The following is a 16,292-nucleotide window of genomic DNA, read 5'->3' on the forward strand; positions in this document are numbered from 1 at the left end:
TCCGCCCGGGCGAGCGCCTCCCGGCGGCTCGCCGGATCCCCGTAGGCCCCTTGCAATTCCGCCACCGCGCCAGCATAGCGGCGCTGGCGCTCGGCGCCCGCCAGGTACTCCAACAGGGCTTGACGGACCAACTGGGACCGCGTCCGGCCGCTTCGCCGGGCCTCCGCCTCCAACTCGCCCTCCAGGGCCTCGCCCAAGCGCAGACTGATCATCACACCACCTGCAAGTCATATCGTAATGCGTATTGCGGGCGGATTGTACTACTCCCCGCAAGACACGTCAAGCCGGCGCTGGCGGGAGCCTCCTGCACGGCCGCTCATCCGCTCCCGACCTTGCGCCAGGCCGTGGCCGCGTCCCAGTCATCCCGGATCAGTCGCACGAGTTGCCGGTCTGCCCAGGCCCCTGCCGAGGTGGGTGCCACCGTCTTCGGCGGTGCGGAGTTGCGCGCCCCACGGCCGCCCATCCACCCGTTTCCGCTGCGCGAGGACCTGGGCGCCTTGTGGGAAAGCTACCTGGTGGTGGAGCGCCACAAGGGCCTGGATATGGCGGGCCGGCACGTCAATCGCCGGTTCTGGCGCACCCACGACCGGCAGGAGATCGACCTGGTGGAGGAAGAGGGCGGCCGCCTGTCCGGCTGAGAATTCAAGTGGAGCGCCCCGCGCCGTGACAGCGTGCCCAGCGCCTGGCGCATGGGCTATCCCGACGCCGGGCACCAAGTGATCCACCGCGACAACTACCTGCCCTTCATCATCCCGAGCAATTCTGCGGTTTGAGCCAATGGGCTGTCGGGACCAGGTCCGACGGCCCATCGTTGCCATCATCGGCGGGCGGGACGATCAGCGGGACCCAGTTGGATTACGTGGTAAAGCGCGTGGCTGTATCTTGAAACGTCAGGATGCCTTCCCGACAAGACCAGCATCCACCTTCGGTCGCCCGAGGTGGAGGATCGTGCTGTTCCCGGCCACTTGGAAGGCGACCCCATCAAGGGCGCGGGGAACTGGTTCGCCGTCGGCACAATGGTGGCTCGTACCAGCCGGATCATCCTATCTGTTAAGGTCATGAGCGCCACAGCGGAAACTGCACTGGAAAGTTTCCGTGAGGCCTTCGCCCGAATGCCCAGCCGCTCCGCCAGACTCTCACCTATGACCAGGGCAAGGAAATGGCTTGCCATAAGGCGCTGGCCGAGGCCACAGAGCTGAATATCTTCGCTGCAGTTCCGCATAGCCCCTGGCATCGGGCTTCAGACGAGAACAGCCATGGCCTGATCCGCCGGTTCCTCCCCAGGGGCACCGACTTGTCGCAGTACAGCCAGGAGCAATTGGACGCCTTCGAGTCGATGTTCAACACCCTGCAATGAGAAGTCCATGGTTTCAAACATCCATTGAAGGTCTACTCCTCATACGAGAAAGTCATCACCCGAATCCGAAATGCAAGCTACGCCACCGCTGTTGCACTTGCTCCTCGAGGTCGAGGAGCTTTGCCCTAGTTCGAGAAATTGAAATGTGGCATGCTGCCTCAGGGCGCAGGGTGGCCTGCACCGTCCCCCAGATAGCCATAAACCGATGTCCGATCCACCCCCAGCCGCTGCGCCGCCTTGGTCACGTTGCCGCCGCATAGCCGGATGGCGTGTTGCACATAGGCGCGCTGTACCTCGTGGCGAAAAACCTTCAGGTGTCGAATTTCAGCGACAGTGCGTGGAAAATCCGGAACAGCTTCCGGCCACGCTTCGGGTCCGCGGGATGATGACGCAGACGACGTGCCAACCGGAAGCGCCGTGCCCTGCGGCAAGGACGGCGAAGGATGGGTGGGCAGTGGCAGGGCGACCGGAGCCTCGCGCTCCACGTCGTGCACGGTGATCTCCCCGCCGTCGCAGAGGGCCGCCAAGCGGCCCATCAGGTTCCTCAGCTCGCGGATGTTGCCCGGCCAGTCGTGGGTGGCCAGGGCGGTGTGCGAGTTCTCCGCCAGGCGGCGCGCCGGCAGACCGTTCTGGCGGGCTGCCTCCCGCAGGAAATGGTCGGCCAGGAGGGGCAGGTCCTCCGGTCGCTCGCGCAGGGTCGGCAGGACCAGGGGCAACACGTTGAGGCGGTAGAAGAGGTCCTCGCGGAAGTGGCCCCGGCGCACGGCCTCGCCCAGGTCCCGGTGGGTGGCGGCCACCACGCGGGTGCACACCCGTTCCTCCCGCGTGTCGCCCACGCTCCGCACCAGGCCGTCCTCCAGGAAGCGCAACAGGCGCTGCTGGGCGGCGGGGCTCAGCTCCCCCACCTCGTCGAGGAAGAGCGTGCTGCCGGCGGCCTGGCGGATGAGCCCGGCGGCGTCCTGCACGGCACCGGTGAAGGAGCCGCGCTTGTGCCCGAAGAGGTGGCTCTCGATCAGGGTCTCGGGGATGGCGCCGCAATTGACCACCGTCAGCGGGCGTCCGCACCGCTCCGGGGCGCACTCGTGGAGGGCGTGGGCGGCCAGTTCCTTGCCCGTGCCCGTGGCGCCGCTGATGAGGACGGGCATGTCCAGGGGGGCGAAGCGGCGGATCTGGGCCTTGAGGCGGCGCATGGACCGGCTTTGGCCCAGCATGCGCTCCAGGGCGGAGCCGGGGGCGTCGGGCGCGCCGCCGTTTTCGAAGCGGCGCAAGGCCTCCTCCACGGCGGCCAGCAACTCCGCCTCGCCGAAGGAGCCCTTGGAGAGAAAGGCCTGCGCGCCCAGACGGCCGGCCTCGAAGACATTGTCCCGCGTGTCCCGTCCGCTCACCACCAGGGCTGGCAAGCCCGGATCGAAGGCGCGCACGGCGCGCAGGAAGTCCAGCCCTCCCCGGTCCGCCGCCGCCAACTGGATGTCCACCACCAGCAGATCCACCGGCCGGTGGCGCAGCGCCTCCCGCGCCCCCTCCGCCTCGGCGTGGGTCTCCACCCGGTAGCCCGCGCTCTGCAGACTGTCGGCCAGGGAGGCGCGCACCTGCTCCTGGTCTTCAAGAATGAGGATGCGCTCAGCCGCCATGCTGTCCCCCCGTCCTGCCGGGTAGGTCCGGGCATGGCCCGTCCGCCCCGTCCCCACTGACGTCCGCTAGCGCCGGCCAGTCCACCAGGGCCAGCGTGCCGCCCTCCACCACCCTCTCCAGGCGCAGCGCGGCGCCATTCTGGCGCAGCACCTTGCGCGCGAAGAAGAGACCATAGCCATAGCCATCGGGTTTGGTGCTGAAGCCCGGTTCCCAGATCCGCTCGCGCAGCTCGTCGGGGATGCCCGGCCCGCTGTCCTGGATGGCCAGGCGCCAGCCGGGCGAGCCGTCCTCGCGCCGCGTCTCGTGCAGATCCACCACCAGCGGGCCGGCGCGCTCCATGGCTTCCAGCGCATTGGTAAGCAGGCCGCCCAGAGCCAGGGCCAGACCCTCCCCGTCGCCGCGGATCCAGGCCGGCCCGGCCGGCAGGCGGAGGGCAAGATCCACCTGCGGCAGGTGGCTGGCGCCGCAATGGATCAGGGCCTGGGGCACCGTCCCGCGCAGATCCAGGCGCCCTTCCGGCTGCCGCTCACCGGCCAGCCGCATGAACTGGCGCACCAGCTGGTGCATGTGCTCCAGCTCCTCGCGCATGCGCGTCAGCACGCGCTCAAGGCCCGGCGTGCCGCCCGGGTGGACCGCCTCCACCTCGCGGCGCAGCTGGTCCAGCCCCAAGCGCAGCGGCGTCATGGGCGACTTCAGTTCGTGGGTGATCATGCCCGCCAGGCTGCGGAACTTGCGTCCCTCGCTCGCTTCGCGTTCGGAGGTCTCGTCGAACCCGATCCAGACGCTGCCCAGCGGGCGGGGTCCGCGCTCCAGGGGCCGCCGGAACCAGCGCAACCAACGCCCGCCCGTCTCCAGCGTGCGGCTGTCCTCGGGCGCCAGGCCGTCCAGCAGGGCGGCCAGCCGGCGGCGCGTGCCCTCGTCCGCCCACAGGGCGTGGAACTCGCGGTTGGCGTAGAGCACCTTGCCGCGGGAGTCGACCAGGGCCACGGGCTGTGCGTTGTCGTCCACGATGCCGCGCAGGAGGCGTTCCTGGCGGTGGATGCGGACTCCCAGCAGCATGAACAAAGCCAGGAGTCCGCCACCGCCGGCCCACCAGGTAGCAGGTTGCCGACCGAGGCGCCGCCAGACCGGAACCGGCAGCAGGGCGAAGGACTCCAGCCAGTCGTCGTGCAGCACGTGCACGACGAGCCGGCCCATGCCCGGACCCTGGCAGTGCAGCAGCTCGCCCCGGGGCTGGGCCACATGGATGCGTCCGCGCGAGCGCCCATCGCGGCTCAGGATCCAGAGTTCGTCGCGCGGGGCGCGCATGGTCACATGGCCTTCCACCAAGCGGGGCCGGTGGCCATCGGCGGGCAAGGCAAGGGTCCCCGTCACGCGCAGCGGATGGATGCGACAGCGGCTGAGGCGCTCCGCATCCAGCACCAGCACCTCCGGGAACTCGGCGCCAGGCGACGTCCCGCCCCAGTCGGCGGAGATCAGGCCCGGCCAATGGTGCTTCCACAACAAGCGCTGGGTCCAGCCGTCCACCAGGGCCAGGTTGAAGGTGTCCCCCGCCTGGGGGGCGAAACGCATGGAGGTGTGGAGCAGGAGGTGGCGCTTGTCCGGCGCGACCACCACCCCGTAGCTGTTGTGGGCGACGCCCAGGTTCAGGCCCGGGCGGAAGCCGGAGTCGGGATCGAAGGAGAGCAGCCCTCCCCAGCTGTCGTCCAGGCCGCCCAGCCTGTTGCCGTTCCTGGCGATCAGGCCTTCGCTGTAGAGGCGCGGCCGCCCGTGGACGTCCAGGGCCAGGTCCTCCGCCCGGCGGTTCTGGCTGGCGCCACAGGGGAAGAACTGGAAGCCGGGCTCAGACCCGCCCAGATCCGCCATGACCACTCCGCGCCACCCCAGGAAGTGCGCGGTCACAGAGATCAGGGCGCGCTCGCCCGCGGCGGTGGGGACGAAGAGGAAGCAGCTCAGCTCCGGCGCGTTCTGCCAGGAATGCGGATGGGTGGCCGGGGTGAAGAGCGGGTTCTGCCAGTAGATCTGGTAGTCGGATTCATGGGGCCGCCGGCGGCACAGGTTCAGGAAGATGGTGGTGGTGTCGGCCGAGGCCGTGAGCGCCGCCAGCCAGGAGCTGCCGTCGGCGCTGGATGCGGCAAAGAGCTCCGGCAGCAAATGGCGTCCGGCGAGGAAGGGTTGCAGGTTGGGCAGCGGGGTGTCCGGCTGCTGCCGGTTGATCTTGATGGAGGGCGGCAGGGATGAATGTGGGCGCGGGATCACCAGGCGCTCCTGTCGGCCGTCCCCGTCCAGGTCCGCCAGCGTGGCGCAGCCGGCGGTCCCTTCCATCATATAGGAACGGCCCTCCCAGCCCACGCCGGGCGCCAGCCAGAACTCAGCCAGCAGCCCGGCGCCGGCCGCGAAGGACAGCACGGCCAGCAGACCCAGGGCCAGGGTGCGGGGCAGGCTTTCCAGGAAGAAGCGCTGGGGACGCTGGGGCGGCATGGCTCGCTCTGTTTTCATCGATCACAATGCAATCCGCATGCCGGGAGGACACCCTGTCTCACGTCGGTAGGGGCCTTCAGACCAATTGCGTCACTCATGCGAGGGTGCAGCCGCCTTCCCATTGGTCAAGTGCCTGGCACCAACTTGGCACCGACCTGGCACCGGCCTGGCACCAACCTGGCATTGAAAAAGTGACGGGGGCTATTCCTTCACCGGCATGACATGCACGGCCTTCACCAGGAGGGTGACGCGATCGCCCACCTGAAGGGCCAGCTCGTCGACGGACTCGCTGGTGAGGACGGAGGCCATGGCGGCGGGCGCCTCCGCCTCGAACTTGACCAGGGACATGACCTCGCCGCGCGTCACGGAGGTGACCTTGGCGCGAATCTGGTTGCGGGCTCCAGGCTTCATGTGAGTCTCCTTTGCGTTGGGTTGTCCGGGTTCCGCCAGGCCTTGGGTGGCCGGCAGGTCAGGCGCCACGCGGCGCAAACATGATGATGGCCATGCCAGCCAGCGCAACGGCCGCCCCCACAAGATCCCACATGGTGGGGCGCAAACCGTCCACGGCCCACAACCAGAGGAGGGCGACGCCCACGTAGACCCCACCGTAGGCGGCGTAGACGCGTCCCGCCGCCGTGGGGTGCAGGGAGAGCAGCCAGGCGAAGAGGGCCAGGCTGAGGGCCGCCGGCAGCAGCAACCAGGCGCTCCTTCCCTCCCGCAACCAGAGGTAGGGCAGATAGCAGCCGAGAATCTCCGCCACCGCGGTGAGAAGGAAGAGACCGAGAGTCTTCAGGGCCATGACTGGATCCTTGCTCCTTCACCCGCCACCGGGTCAGGCTCCCGGCGCCGTTGGTGGAAGGCCGCGCGCCCCTCCGGCGGGCCCCAGCCAGACAGGAAGCCCAGCTGCTCGTCACAGGCCCAGGCGTGAAGCAGGTCAAGATCCTCCGGCTCCAGGGGCCGCAGCCGCACCCCGTCACATTCCATCATGGCCATCTCCTTTCCCGCGGCGGGTCCGCCCGGCCGGCCGCCGCCTCGGGCGGCCGCGCTCCCTGAACGCGACAGCTCTCATGTGAAGCGGAAAACGAGGGGCAGGATCAGGCACACGATCGCGGCCCAGAGCCCGTAGGCCGGCAGGAAGCCGGTCGCGGCCCGGCGACAGGCGTCGACCCCCGTGCCGCCGCGCACGAAGCCAAGCTGGGCGCGGAAGAGCAGGGCCAAATGGGCCAGGATGAAGAGATTGGCCCCCAGCACGACCACCCGGTTGGGCGTGAAGCCGAAGGAGGCGAGCCTGAACACGATGGCCGAGAGCGCCAGCAGGTCGATCAGGAGCGTCACCGCCAGCAGGGCCAGGTTGATGTGGTCGACCCAGCCCACCGCGTCGTCCCCGCCGCGCTCCGCGGTGGAGAGCAGGGCCATGCCCAGCACCACCACCAGCAGCCCGTTCACCGTGATGAGGAAGGTGCGGTCGACGAAGGGGTTCTGACCGCCCACGAGGGCCGTCACGAGGTAGGTGCAGGTCATGGCGAGGAAGAGCGGCGCGAAGATGCGGGCGAGCATGGAGGCGATCCCGGTGTGACGGTGGAAGACCTTGTCGTAGAGGATGGTCGCGGCCAGGGGCACCGCCGCGGCGCCCACCACCCCGATGTTCCTGGCGTACCACTCCGCGCTGCCCGGCGTGGTCAGCTCGAAGAGCGCGATGGTGATGGCGCTGAAGACGCCGCCGCCCAGCGCGACCAGGCTGCCCAGGATGAGCAGTTCGCCGTTGTAGCGAAGGAAGCGGAGGCGCGCCTCCGTCCCACGCCAGGCCGGGCCGGTGAAGACGAAGCCCAGGAAAACCCAGTAGAGGATCGGCAGGTGGATCAGTGCCATGGCCACCGAGTCGCCGTCGCCGGGCAGCAGGCCGGCCAGGGCGCCGGCCAGCGCGGCCAGCGGCAGGCCGGCCGTCAGCCGGCCCCGCTCGCGCCCCTCCCGCCAGAAGTAGAGCGCCAGGCCAAGGATGACCCACAGGGGCGCAAAGCGCGGGTAGTACCACTCCAAGTCGAGCCAGAAGGCGGGAACGCGCACCAGCAGACCGCCCCCCAGCGCGATGGCGAGGGCCGGGACCAGCTCCCGCAGCCCCGGGGCCTTGGTCTGGCCGGGGGCGAGCCGCGCCTCCCAGACACGCAGGACGATCTCGTCGGGCCGAATGGCGCGCGCCGCAGCCAGGGCGCGGCGGAAGTCCTTGGGCGACTGCCGGTGCAGCGCCTCCAGCGCGGTCGGATCTTCCAATCGATCGAGGATCTGCTCCGCGTCCATGGTTTCCCCGCCTTGATGCGACCCCTGCTTCATTCCGCCCCACCTGCCCCAGGCTCACACCACCACCCGGCCACGGAAGCCCCTGGCCGCGAAGTAGGACTCCGCGCCGTTGTGGTAGACAAAGACGCGCCCATATCGCCGATCGCAGAAAAGGGCGCCCCCCCGGACTCTGATCTCGTCCGGGGTCCTGATCCAGCTTGAGGTCTTCCTGTCAAACTCCCCAAGCTCCTGCAGCGCCCGATAGTGCTGCTCCGTGAGCAGCTCAAGGCCCATGTCCGAGGCCGTTTCCAACGCGCATCCCTTGGGCTTGTTTTCCTTTCGCGCGTCCAGGGCGTCGCGATCATAGCAAAGCGGCGGCGGCCCATGGGGCTTTCCGGCGAGCAATCGCAGAAGACGACCCCGCCGCTCTCCTGGTCCCTTCCCACCACATCCGGCTCCCCGCCCGTGGTCTCCATCCCTTGCAGCACCGCGACTTTTGCGGGATGGGCTTCCAGCCTGGCCAGGACCAGACTCCAGTCCATCCCGCCATGACGAATCATGTGCTGCCGGAAGCGCTCTTCCAGCGTGTTGATCAACTCCTGATGTTGGGCCGCCTTCACTCCTCACTCTCCTTCAACCTGTTGTCCTGGCCGACTTCGCACTTCGTTCAGGGCGGAGCCGCCGGCTCCACGACGATTGTTGTGGAGGCTCGATGACGTTGGCCACGCCCGTGGCGCCAACTGACGGCCCACCCGGATAAGGGCGCGCAAGCCTTCCACCCTGTCATTCCACATGGGATCTCCGGTTCGTGCGGCAGGTCGTGGGCCAAGGTGCCCATTCAGCGAAGGATTGGCAAGCAGAAGATGGCCGGGCACACCAAAGTGGGATCCAGCGGAATAAGCGAATCATCTTCAGTTTCACAACGAGGCTGCCGATGTATGTGGCAGGTCACATGGGCTGACGGTTGCACGTCAAGGGACGCCGCCACCCTGAATCAGACCCCCGGAGGGTTGATGGAGTCCTTGACCAATGTGCTCGGCCTGCGGGCCATCCTGGACGCCCTGCCCGCCTTGGTGCTGGTGGTGGACGAGGATGTGCGTGTATTGGACAACAATCGGGCGGCCACCCAGATCCTGCTCGGTGGGCAGGATTCCCAGCTTGTGGGGCTGCGGCGGGCCGGCGACGCCATGCTCTGCATCCATGCCACCGAGACGCCGGCCGGCTGCGGGCACTCGCCCCATTGCCGCCAATGCGTCATCCGTGGCTCGGTGGGAGAGGCCGCCCGCGGCCGCATCGTGGTGCGTCGCCGGGCGCGCATGGAGCTGCACCGCGCCGACGTGGTCGAGGAGATCTGCGCCCTGGTCACCGCCACGCCGCTCCAGTACATGGACCAGGCGCGCGTCCTGCTCGTCATTGACAACATCAGCGAGCTGACCGACATCCAGTCCTTCCTCCCCATCTGCTCCGTCTGCAAGAAGATCCGGCCGGACGAGCAGACCTGGCTGCCGCTCGAGAGCTACTTCAAGACCTACTGGGACGTGGACTTCTCCCACAGCTACTGCCCGGCCTGCCTGGAGGAGGAGCGGGGCCGCATGCTGGCGGACCATGCCGCGGGTCAATCCTCTCCATGAGGTGGAGGATCCAAGGCCGATCCCGCGCTGATCCCACACCGCGGGAGTCATGCCCAGCCCTTCCACCTGGCCGCCGGGGAGGCCTACTCCTCCGCCTGCGCCATCCAGCGGCGCAGCAGGGCCTGCCCCACTGCCAGGATGGGCGGCCCGATGAAGATGCCGATGAAGCCGAAGGCGGCCACGCCGCCGAAGACCCCCAACACGATGAGCAGGAGCGAATGTCGGCTGCCGCGGCTGATGAGGTAGGGGCGCACCAGGTTGTCGATGCTGCTGATCGCCGCCAGGCCCCACACCGCCAGGAAAAGGGCGCGGCCCCAGGATCCCTCATGCAGTAGCCAGAGGCTGGCCCCGCCCCAGAGCAGGGGCGGCCCGATGGGGATGAAGGAGAGCAGGAAGGTGCCCGAGGCCAGCAGGAAGGCGCCCGGCACGCCGGCGATGAGAAAACCGATGAGGGCGACGAGGGCCTGGGCCAGCGCCGCGCCGAAGAGTCCCTGGACAATGCTGGCCACCGTGCCGTGGGTGGTGTCCAGCAGCTCGCCGCCCAGGGGGCCGGCCAGCTTCTCCAGCCAGGCGCGGAGCTGGGCGGCCAGGACATTGCCATCGCGGTAGAGGAAGAATCCGATGAAGACGGCGAAGCCCATCTGCACCAGGCCGCGTCCCACGGCGCGACCGGCCATGAGCAGCAGATCCCCGGCGGGGTCCAGGAGTCTCCTGGCCATGACAGCCGCTTCCTGGCCGCCGCTGGCCAAGTCCCGCCATTGAGCGTCCAACCAAGGTCCAAAGACGGGTGCCTCCCCCAGCCAAGCCGGTGGCTCAGCGCTGCCGCCGTCCACCAGGCTGCGCATGGTGTCCAGCATGTTGCGCGTGGCGCTCACGGCGGAGGTGACACTGTCCGCCAAGCTGGAGGCCAGCAGCGCGGTGGGGCCAAGGAATAGCACGATCATGAACACCACCATGAGCAGGGCCGCTGGTGTGGAACGACCCCGCAGGAGGCGACGCAGACCCTCGAAGATCGGCCAGCTGGAGGCGCAGGTCACCAGGGCGAAGAGGAAGGCGGGAATGAAGAAACTCAGCACCTGGTAACAGGCGATGATGACCAGCGCGATGCCGGCCAGCTGCAGCAGTTGAAGCAGTCGTTGATCCAGGTTCATCCCTCCTCCCGGGCTGACGGCCCAATCTCCCAAGGAAAGACCGGGTCTGCAACGGCGGCCACTCCCATTCCCCGTCGCGCCCTACCTTGCTGCGGGCGGGCCGGGGTGGTCCGCCGGAGAGGGAGTGGACCATGACCCCTGAAATCGGCACCGTCCTCATCACCGGGGCGAACTCGGGCATCGGGCGCGAGATCGCCTTTCAACTGGCCGCCCGCGGCGCCCGTCTCATCCTGGCCTGCCGTGACGGCGAGGCCGGTGCCCGCGCCGTGGAGGATATCCGCTGGGAGCACGAGCACGCCTCCGTCGAGCTGCGCCAGGTGGACGTGGCCAGCCGCGAGAGCATCCGCACCCTGGCCTTCCGTCTGCGCCGGGAGGGCCGGCCGCTGGACGTGCTGGTCAACAACGCGGGCGTGCACGTGCCGGGCCGCCGTCCCAGCCCGGACGGCGTCGAGCTGACCTTCGCCACCAACGTGCTGGGCTACTTCCTGACCAGCCTCGAACTGCTCGACCTGCTGGAGGCGGGCGCCGAGGGGCGCGGCGGGCGGCCGGCGCGCATCGTCAATGTGGCCTCCACTTTCGCCCTGGCCCCCGACCTGGAGGACCTGCAGTTCGAGCACCACCCCTTCGACGGCAGTCGCGCCTACGCCCAGTCCAAGGCCTGCAACCGCATGTTGACCCGCGCCCTGGCCCGCCGTGTCGTCGCCCGCGGCGTGACCGTGAACGCCATGGCCCCCGGCCTGGTGCAGACCGGGCTCTTCCGCGAAGTGGGTCCGCTGACCCGCCTGGCCCTGCGCGCCGCCGGCCTCTTCCGGGGGCGCACCGTGCAGCAGGGGGCCGACACCGCCGTCTGGCTGGCGACGGATCCCGGCCTCGATGGCGCCACCGGTGGCTTCTACCAGCGGCGGCAGGAAGTCTCCTGCCAGTTCCGCGACGAGGAGCGTGAAGAACGGTTGTGGAGTCTGTGCGAGGAGCTGACGGGGTCCCGGCTTGCCCCGGCATGAAGGGATCAGGGCGCCAGGGTGAGGACAAGGCCGCGCGCGCCGCGGGCGTCGCGCAGCAGCAGGGTGCCTGTCGCGGCGGGGGGCAGCTCCAGCCGGAAGGGTCCGGGACCGGGGCCGGGGGGGCTCCACCCGCCCACCCGCTGCCCCAGCAAATTGAAGCACTCCAGCGGAAAGGCCCCGCCCGCGAACTCAATCCATCGGTGGTGGCCTCCGGGATTGGGCCAGACGCGGAACCCGGCCCGCCAGGCAGCCTCCCACTCCACCCATTGCAGTCCGCCCGCCGCAGCCGTTGACGCATTCACCAGCAGCAGCCAATCAGGCGATTGCACGTGCAAGCGGGCGGAGTCGGCCAAGGCCTCGGGCGCGTCGCCCGCCTCCCGCAGCAGCCAGGCGCCACGCCCCGCCAACCGCAGGACACCGCTGTCCTCGAGGGGCAACGCGCGCCAGGATAGGCCGGGCAGCAGATCCATCCCCGCCGGCACGCCGCCCTCCCTCGTCAGGGCGGGCAGCCCACCGCGCGCCACCGGCGGCATGGCCGCCAGCTCCGGCACGCGCCAAGCCCGACTCTCCGCCCCGTCCCCGGCGCGCAGCAGCTCGCCCAGGGCACCGGCCAGCTCCGTGGCGGGATCCGCCTCCAGGAAATGGAGCGCCAGCGGCCAGCAGCGCTGCAGGGGGCCCGCCAGTTCGAGCGCCAAGCGGCAGGGCCGCCAGCTTCCTTCGCCGTGCAGCAGATACTTGAGCACGGCTCCGGCCCCGTATTCGCGCCAAGCGCCGGTCTGGTCCAGGGGCCGGTGCAGGTCGGCGAGGAGGGCGGGCAGGTAGCGCTCCGACCAATCGTCGTGGTCGGGGAAGACCTGGTCCTCCGCCCACACGGCGCTTGCCTCGTAAAAGGCCAGATCCCGCGTGTCGGCCCCCTGGGCGAACTGCAGGGCGTGGAACAGCTCATGGGCGCAGGTGGCCTCCAGCAACCGGTCGGGATCGCCACCCCAGCGGCTGAAGTCGTGGTCCAGCTGGATCCAGGTCAGACCCACGACCCCGCCATCGCTGAAGGGGAGCGTGGTGGCGCCGGGAATGGGCTGGCGCAGGACAAGGACGGGATAGGCCGGGCGCGGACCCAGGGGGATCTCCCAGACCTCAGGCAGCGCCTGGTAGTGGGCATGGGCCGCCTCCAGCGCCGCCAGGATCCGCGGCACCCGGTCGGGGGCGAGAGCGCTGTCGCCCGTGGAGTTCCAGTGGAGGTGGAAGAAGCCGTCCGCGCTGGCCGTGACATGCTGGAAGTTCTCGTCGATGCGGGCGCCCTTGTCGACGGGCCGGGGCAGGAGGCAAGTCCCGGCCAGGGCCGCGGCGGGAAGGACCAGCAAGGCCAACCCCAGCAGCGGTCTTGGTGGGCGCCACCAGCTCATTCCTGGCCCACTCCTTCCCGCTCGAGGGCGTGCCGCCCATCCCATTCCGCGGGGTAACATCCCAGGTCGACCCAGGTGGCGAAGGAGCTGAAGGGCCAATCGCGGGGGGCGCGGACCTGGCCGTGCTTGACGGGGTCGGCGTGGATGAAGTCCAGGTGTGCCCGCCAATCCTGCTCATCGCGGATGCTGTGCTCCCAGAAACGCCGCTGCCAGATGCCGCGCTCCCCCTTCTTGATGCGCGACGCGTTGAGCACGCCGCCGGGCAGGCCCTCCGAGAAACGGCGCTTGATCCAGAGCCAGCGGGACGAGTAGTCCGTGTCGCCCGGGGGCAGAGTCCACATGGTGTGGAGGTGGTCGGGCAGGACGACGAAGGCGTCCAACTCGAAAGGACGGCGCTGTTGTGTCCAGGCGATGGAGCGCAGCAGGCGCTCGTAAAAGTGAAGGAGAAGGGGGCGGCGGTCCTGCGTCACCACCGTGAAGAAATAGGTCCCGCCCGGGATGCGCCAGCGGCGGTAGTTCACGTCGTGTCCAGCATGGTTGTGCGCCTGGTCGCCATGGTTCTCCATTCGCCTGCTTGGTCCTGGAAGCACGTAGGATGGGCACGGGCGATGAGGTCGGGTTGCTCCGGCGGGAGACGTGCCCATCCTACAAGCGCACCTCCTACTTGAGGAAGGTCACCCGCCGCAGGTGCTGCTCCATCCTTCCCCCCGCATCCGTGCTGACCAGGCGCACCAGATAGACGCCGCTGGCCAGCTGCCCGAAATCGAGGGCAAAGGTGTTGTCCCCGGGCCGCAGCAGGTAGGGTCCGCGACTCATCACCTGCTGTCCCAGGAGATTGTGCACGCGAATCTCCAGCCGCCCCGCCTCCCGTGCCTCGTAGCGGACCTGGGTCACCGGATTGAAGGGATTGGGCGCAATGGCCACCTGGGCCGTCGGCAGAGGTGGTGGGGGTTCGGGCGCTGCCAACCCCGGCAGCAGTTCGGAGACGGGCAGCAGCACCACGTTGTCCACCGCCGCCCCATAGGACCAGGCGCCGCGGAAGCGGAAAGCCAGGCGCAGGCTGTCCGCACCCGCCAGGCGCGACAGGTCGAGGTCGCGGCTGGTCCAGACGGTGGAGCTCGTCGCCTGTCCCGCCAGACGCCAGCCTGTGCCGGCGCTGTCCGCCCACAGCTCCAGACAACCGCCGGCCCGGCTGTCATACACCTGGTCCCAGCCCAGCAGCAGTCCCCGGGCCGGGTCTCCCTCCGCCGTGCGCGAGACGTCCAGCCATGGCGTGATCAGCCAGGCGTCCTGGGTCAGGGGCAGGCCCGCCGGCGTGAAGCGGCCTCGTCCGTCGCTGTTGATGTAGGCGAAACGGCTGCCCAGCGGCACGGTGAAGTTGGCCGAGCTGGCATGGGATCCGAACTGCCAGCCCAGCGGATCGGAGGCGCCCTCGCCCACCACGCTGTCCCAGCCGGCGGCCAGGGTGTCGGACTCGAAGGTCTCGTGAAGGAGCAGGTCCTCCAGGGAGTCCGCCTCCCAGATGGCCGCCGTGAAAGGAATGACCAGGCGGGCCAATTCGCCGGCGTGGTGGAACAGGTCAAGCACGAGGGAGTCGCTGAAGCTGCCCTGATAGCGGATCGTGTCGGCGCCGTCGACCATGACGGGGAAGACGCCGGCGACCGCCCCCAGGCTGTCCTCCGGCGTGACATCAAGCGTGCCGCCCTCGCTCCAGGTGCTCGACATGACGAAGGGCGCCCGCGGCCGGTGGCTGATCGTCACCTCCAGCAGCGAATCCTCGTGCATGTTCCAGAGGCGGAAGGGACGCGTGCGCCGCTCCTCCTGCCGCAGCAGTCCGAAGTCCATCCGCTCGTAGGCCGGTTCGAGCACCCAGTTGCTGAGGGATTGCGTCCAGAAGCCGCTGGCGTCATCCACAAGCAGCACAAAGCGGTTGGGCGACACGCAGCGCACGGCGAAGTACCAGACGCCGCCGTCCTCGGGCTCCACCACGTGCTGGAACTGCTGCCATTCGGTGGGGATGTTCTCCTGGTGGCGGATGAGGGTGAAGTCCCCGCGCCGGGAGGCCAGGATGCCCACCGCCAGCGGCACCGCCGTATGCAGCGAGAGGAACTCCACATTCTCCGGCCAGTCCGGATCCTGGCTGCGATAGTAGATGGTGAAGGTGCGGTTGGCGCTGTCGGCCCTCATGGGCGGCGTGATGAGCCAGTCGTCGCTGGGCGGGCCATCCTCGTTGAAACGCGAGCCGAGGGACCAGGAGCCGCCGCGCGGCCGGTAATGCTGGTCGACGCCGAGGCGCCCCCAGGTGGTGCCGCCGCCGTCCCCGTCCACCACCGTCCAGCCGATGCGCCACGCCTCGCTCTCAAAGCCCTCCACCAGCCGCACGTCCGTGCCGCGGGGTGTTCCCTTGCCCGCCACCTGGGCCCCGGCGGGCGGCAGGGCGAACCAGACCGCCCCCAGCAGCAGAATCGACAGCAGCGCGACAGGTCTTCTCATGGTGTGCATGTCTCCACCAGCAGCGAGCAGTCGAAGACCCGACAACTGTGCGTCAGGGCGCCCACGGACACAAGATCGATGCCGGCCCGGCTGTAGTCCTGGATCGTTCCGGCATGGATGCCGCCACTCACTTCAAGCGGGACTCGTCCGGCGGTCAGCGCCACGGCGGCCGCCAGCCGGTCCGGCGTGAAATTGTCCAGCATGATCAGGTCCGCGCCGGCGGCGAGGGCCTGCTCCAGCTCGGCCAGGTTCTCCACCTCGACTTCGATGGGCGGGCCGGCATGCTCCCCGCCGCGATGCCGGCGCGCCGCCGCCACCGCCGCGGGAATGCCCCCCGCCGCCCGAATGTGGTTCTCCTTGATCAGGTACATGTCGTGCAGGCCCATGCGGTGGTTGTGGCCGCCGCCCGTGCGAACGGCCAGCTTCTCCAGGACCCGCCAGCCGGGAGTCGTCTTGCGCGTGTCCAGCACCCGGGGCCGGCCCCCGGTGAGGGAGGACAACTCCGCCGCGGCCGTGGCGATGCCGGACAAACGCTGCAGGAAGTTGAGGGCCGTCCGCTCGCCGGCCAGGATGGCGTGCAGCGATCCCTCCAGCTCCACGATGCGCTCCCCCGCCGTCACATGATCGCCGTCCGCCTTGCGGGCTTGGCAGGACAGGGGAGAGTCGTCGCGCACCTGGGCGAAGACCTCCGCCACCAGGGGCAGGCCGCAGAGGACGCCCGCTTGGCGGGCCTCGATCCAGGCCCGGCCCAGGACCCCGGCGGGCACGCAGGCGGCACCGGTGATGTCGCCGGGCAGCCAGGGCGGTCCCGTCCGTCCCAGGTCCTCCTCCAGGGCCAACCGGATGAGCGGCGCGGCCGCCGCCAGCAT

General features: G+C 69.4%; 15 protein-coding genes and 1 pseudogene. 3 read left to right on the forward strand and 13 right to left on the reverse strand.

What is annotated here, in order from left to right:
• On the reverse strand, nt 1-212 hold a 212-nt coding region (locus tag Q8O14_11060; GenBank protein ID MDP2361270.1), incomplete at its 3' end, for a ribbon-helix-helix protein, CopG family.
• A gap of 228 nt (nt 213-440) precedes the next feature.
• Here Q8O14_11060 and Q8O14_11065 point away from each other — a divergent pair.
• Nucleotides 441-638 (forward strand): hypothetical protein, encoded by a 198-nt coding sequence (locus Q8O14_11065; GenBank protein ID MDP2361271.1) that lies wholly within the window; start codon nt 441-443, stop codon nt 636-638.
• Between the two features lie 877 nt (nt 639-1,515).
• Here the strand turns inward: Q8O14_11065 and Q8O14_11070 are convergent.
• From Q8O14_11070 to Q8O14_11100, 7 genes and pseudogenes are all read right to left on the reverse strand, one after another.
• The gene (locus tag Q8O14_11070; GenBank protein MDP2361272.1) at nt 1,516-2,988 is read right to left on the reverse strand and encodes a sigma-54 dependent transcriptional regulator; all 1,473 of its coding nucleotides are present in this window, start codon (nt 2,986-2,988) and stop codon (nt 1,516-1,518) included.
• Nucleotides 2,978-5,488, reverse strand: coding sequence for a HAMP domain-containing sensor histidine kinase (locus Q8O14_11075; protein MDP2361273.1), 2,511 nt, complete (start codon nt 5,486-5,488; stop codon nt 2,978-2,980). Before Q8O14_11075 ends, Q8O14_11070 begins: the two co-directional genes overlap by 11 nt.
• A gap of 183 nt (nt 5,489-5,671) precedes the next feature.
• Entirely contained in the window at nt 5,672-5,881 is a 210-nt protein-coding gene (locus Q8O14_11080) for a TOBE domain-containing protein (GenBank protein MDP2361274.1), read from the reverse strand.
• Between the two features lie 58 nt (nt 5,882-5,939).
• Nucleotides 5,940-6,269, reverse strand: a complete 330-nt coding sequence (locus Q8O14_11085) for a YnfA family protein (GenBank protein MDP2361275.1) — start codon at nt 6,267-6,269, stop codon at nt 5,940-5,942.
• The gene (locus Q8O14_11090) at nt 6,260-6,457 is read right to left on the reverse strand and encodes a hypothetical protein (GenBank protein MDP2361276.1); all 198 of its coding nucleotides are present in this window, start codon (nt 6,455-6,457) and stop codon (nt 6,260-6,262) included. Before Q8O14_11090 ends, Q8O14_11085 begins: the two co-directional genes overlap by 10 nt.
• 78 nt (nt 6,458-6,535) lie before the next feature.
• Complete coding sequence (locus tag Q8O14_11095) at nt 6,536-7,765, reverse strand: hypothetical protein (protein MDP2361277.1); 1,230 nt, start codon at nt 7,763-7,765, stop codon at nt 6,536-6,538.
• A 54-nt stretch (nt 7,766-7,819) separates the two neighbouring features.
• Nucleotides 7,820-8,304 (reverse strand): annotated as a pseudogene (locus Q8O14_11100) (DUF4256 domain-containing protein).
• Between the two features lie 453 nt (nt 8,305-8,757).
• Here Q8O14_11100 and Q8O14_11105 point away from each other — a divergent pair.
• Nucleotides 8,758-9,375 (forward strand): hypothetical protein, encoded by a 618-nt coding sequence (locus Q8O14_11105; protein MDP2361278.1) that lies wholly within the window; start codon nt 8,758-8,760, stop codon nt 9,373-9,375.
• An 83-nt stretch (nt 9,376-9,458) separates the two neighbouring features.
• Here Q8O14_11105 and Q8O14_11110 read toward each other — a convergent pair whose 3' ends face one another.
• Nucleotides 9,459-10,526: an AI-2E family transporter gene (locus Q8O14_11110; GenBank protein ID MDP2361279.1), complete on the reverse strand. Its 1,068-nt coding sequence runs from the start codon at nt 10,524-10,526 to the stop codon at nt 9,459-9,461.
• 131 nt (nt 10,527-10,657) lie between these two features.
• On the opposite strand from Q8O14_11110, the gene Q8O14_11115 reads away from it, so the two are divergent.
• Nucleotides 10,658-11,527, forward strand: a complete 870-nt coding sequence (locus Q8O14_11115) for an SDR family NAD(P)-dependent oxidoreductase (GenBank protein MDP2361280.1) — start codon at nt 10,658-10,660, stop codon at nt 11,525-11,527.
• A gap of 5 nt (nt 11,528-11,532) precedes the next feature.
• Here the strand turns inward: Q8O14_11115 and Q8O14_11120 are convergent, their stop codons facing one another.
• From Q8O14_11120 to nadC, 4 genes are all read right to left on the reverse strand, one after another.
• The gene (locus Q8O14_11120; protein MDP2361281.1) at nt 11,533-12,930 is read right to left on the reverse strand and encodes a hypothetical protein; all 1,398 of its coding nucleotides are present in this window, start codon (nt 12,928-12,930) and stop codon (nt 11,533-11,535) included.
• Nucleotides 12,927-13,496, reverse strand: coding sequence for a transposase (locus tag Q8O14_11125; GenBank protein MDP2361282.1), 570 nt, complete (start codon nt 13,494-13,496; stop codon nt 12,927-12,929). Before Q8O14_11125 ends, Q8O14_11120 begins: the two co-directional genes overlap by 4 nt.
• Before the next feature lie 94 nt (nt 13,497-13,590).
• On the reverse strand, nt 13,591-15,423 hold the full coding sequence (locus Q8O14_11130) for a choice-of-anchor J domain-containing protein (protein ID MDP2361283.1): 1,833 nt from the start codon (nt 15,421-15,423) through the stop codon (nt 13,591-13,593).
• Nucleotides 15,420-16,292, reverse strand: a complete 873-nt coding sequence (nadC, locus tag Q8O14_11135) for a carboxylating nicotinate-nucleotide diphosphorylase (protein MDP2361284.1) — start codon at nt 16,290-16,292, stop codon at nt 15,420-15,422. Before nadC ends, Q8O14_11130 begins: the two co-directional genes overlap by 4 nt.

The organism is bacterium (assembly GCA_030685015.1).
Classification (GTDB): domain Bacteria; phylum CAIWAD01; class CAIWAD01; order CAIWAD01; family CAIWAD01; genus CAIWAD01.

Bases quoted from the DNA above. Each gene is read 5' to 3' on its own strand.
- Q8O14_11070 (MDP2361272.1), bottom strand. From the start codon at position 2,988: ATGGCGGCTGAGCGCATCCTCATTCTTGAAGACCAGGAGCAGGTGCGC.
- Q8O14_11075 (MDP2361273.1), bottom strand. From the start codon at position 5,488: ATGAAAACAGAGCGAGCCATGCCGCCCCAGCGTCCCCAGCGCTTCTTC.
- Q8O14_11080 (MDP2361274.1), bottom strand. From the start codon at position 5,881: ATGAAGCCTGGAGCCCGCAACCAGATTCGCGCCAAGGTCACCTCCGTG.
- Q8O14_11085 (MDP2361275.1), bottom strand. From the start codon at position 6,269: ATGGCCCTGAAGACTCTCGGTCTCTTCCTTCTCACCGCGGTGGCGGAG.
- Q8O14_11090 (MDP2361276.1), bottom strand. From the start codon at position 6,457: ATGATGGAATGTGACGGGGTGCGGCTGCGGCCCCTGGAGCCGGAGGAT.
- Q8O14_11095 (MDP2361277.1), bottom strand. From the start codon at position 7,765: ATGGACGCGGAGCAGATCCTCGATCGATTGGAAGATCCGACCGCGCTG.
- Q8O14_11105 (MDP2361278.1), top strand. From the start codon at position 8,758: ATGGAGTCCTTGACCAATGTGCTCGGCCTGCGGGCCATCCTGGACGCC.
- Q8O14_11110 (MDP2361279.1), bottom strand. From the start codon at position 10,526: ATGAACCTGGATCAACGACTGCTTCAACTGCTGCAGCTGGCCGGCATC.
- Q8O14_11115 (MDP2361280.1), top strand. From the start codon at position 10,658: ATGACCCCTGAAATCGGCACCGTCCTCATCACCGGGGCGAACTCGGGC.
- Q8O14_11120 (MDP2361281.1), bottom strand. From the start codon at position 12,930: ATGAGCTGGTGGCGCCCACCAAGACCGCTGCTGGGGTTGGCCTTGCTG.
- Q8O14_11125 (MDP2361282.1), bottom strand. From the start codon at position 13,496: ATGGAGAACCATGGCGACCAGGCGCACAACCATGCTGGACACGACGTG.
- Q8O14_11130 (MDP2361283.1), bottom strand. From the start codon at position 15,423: ATGAGAAGACCTGTCGCGCTGCTGTCGATTCTGCTGCTGGGGGCGGTC.
- nadC (MDP2361284.1), bottom strand. From the start codon at position 16,292: ATGCTGGCGGCGGCCGCGCCGCTCATCCGGTTGGCCCTGGAGGAGGAC.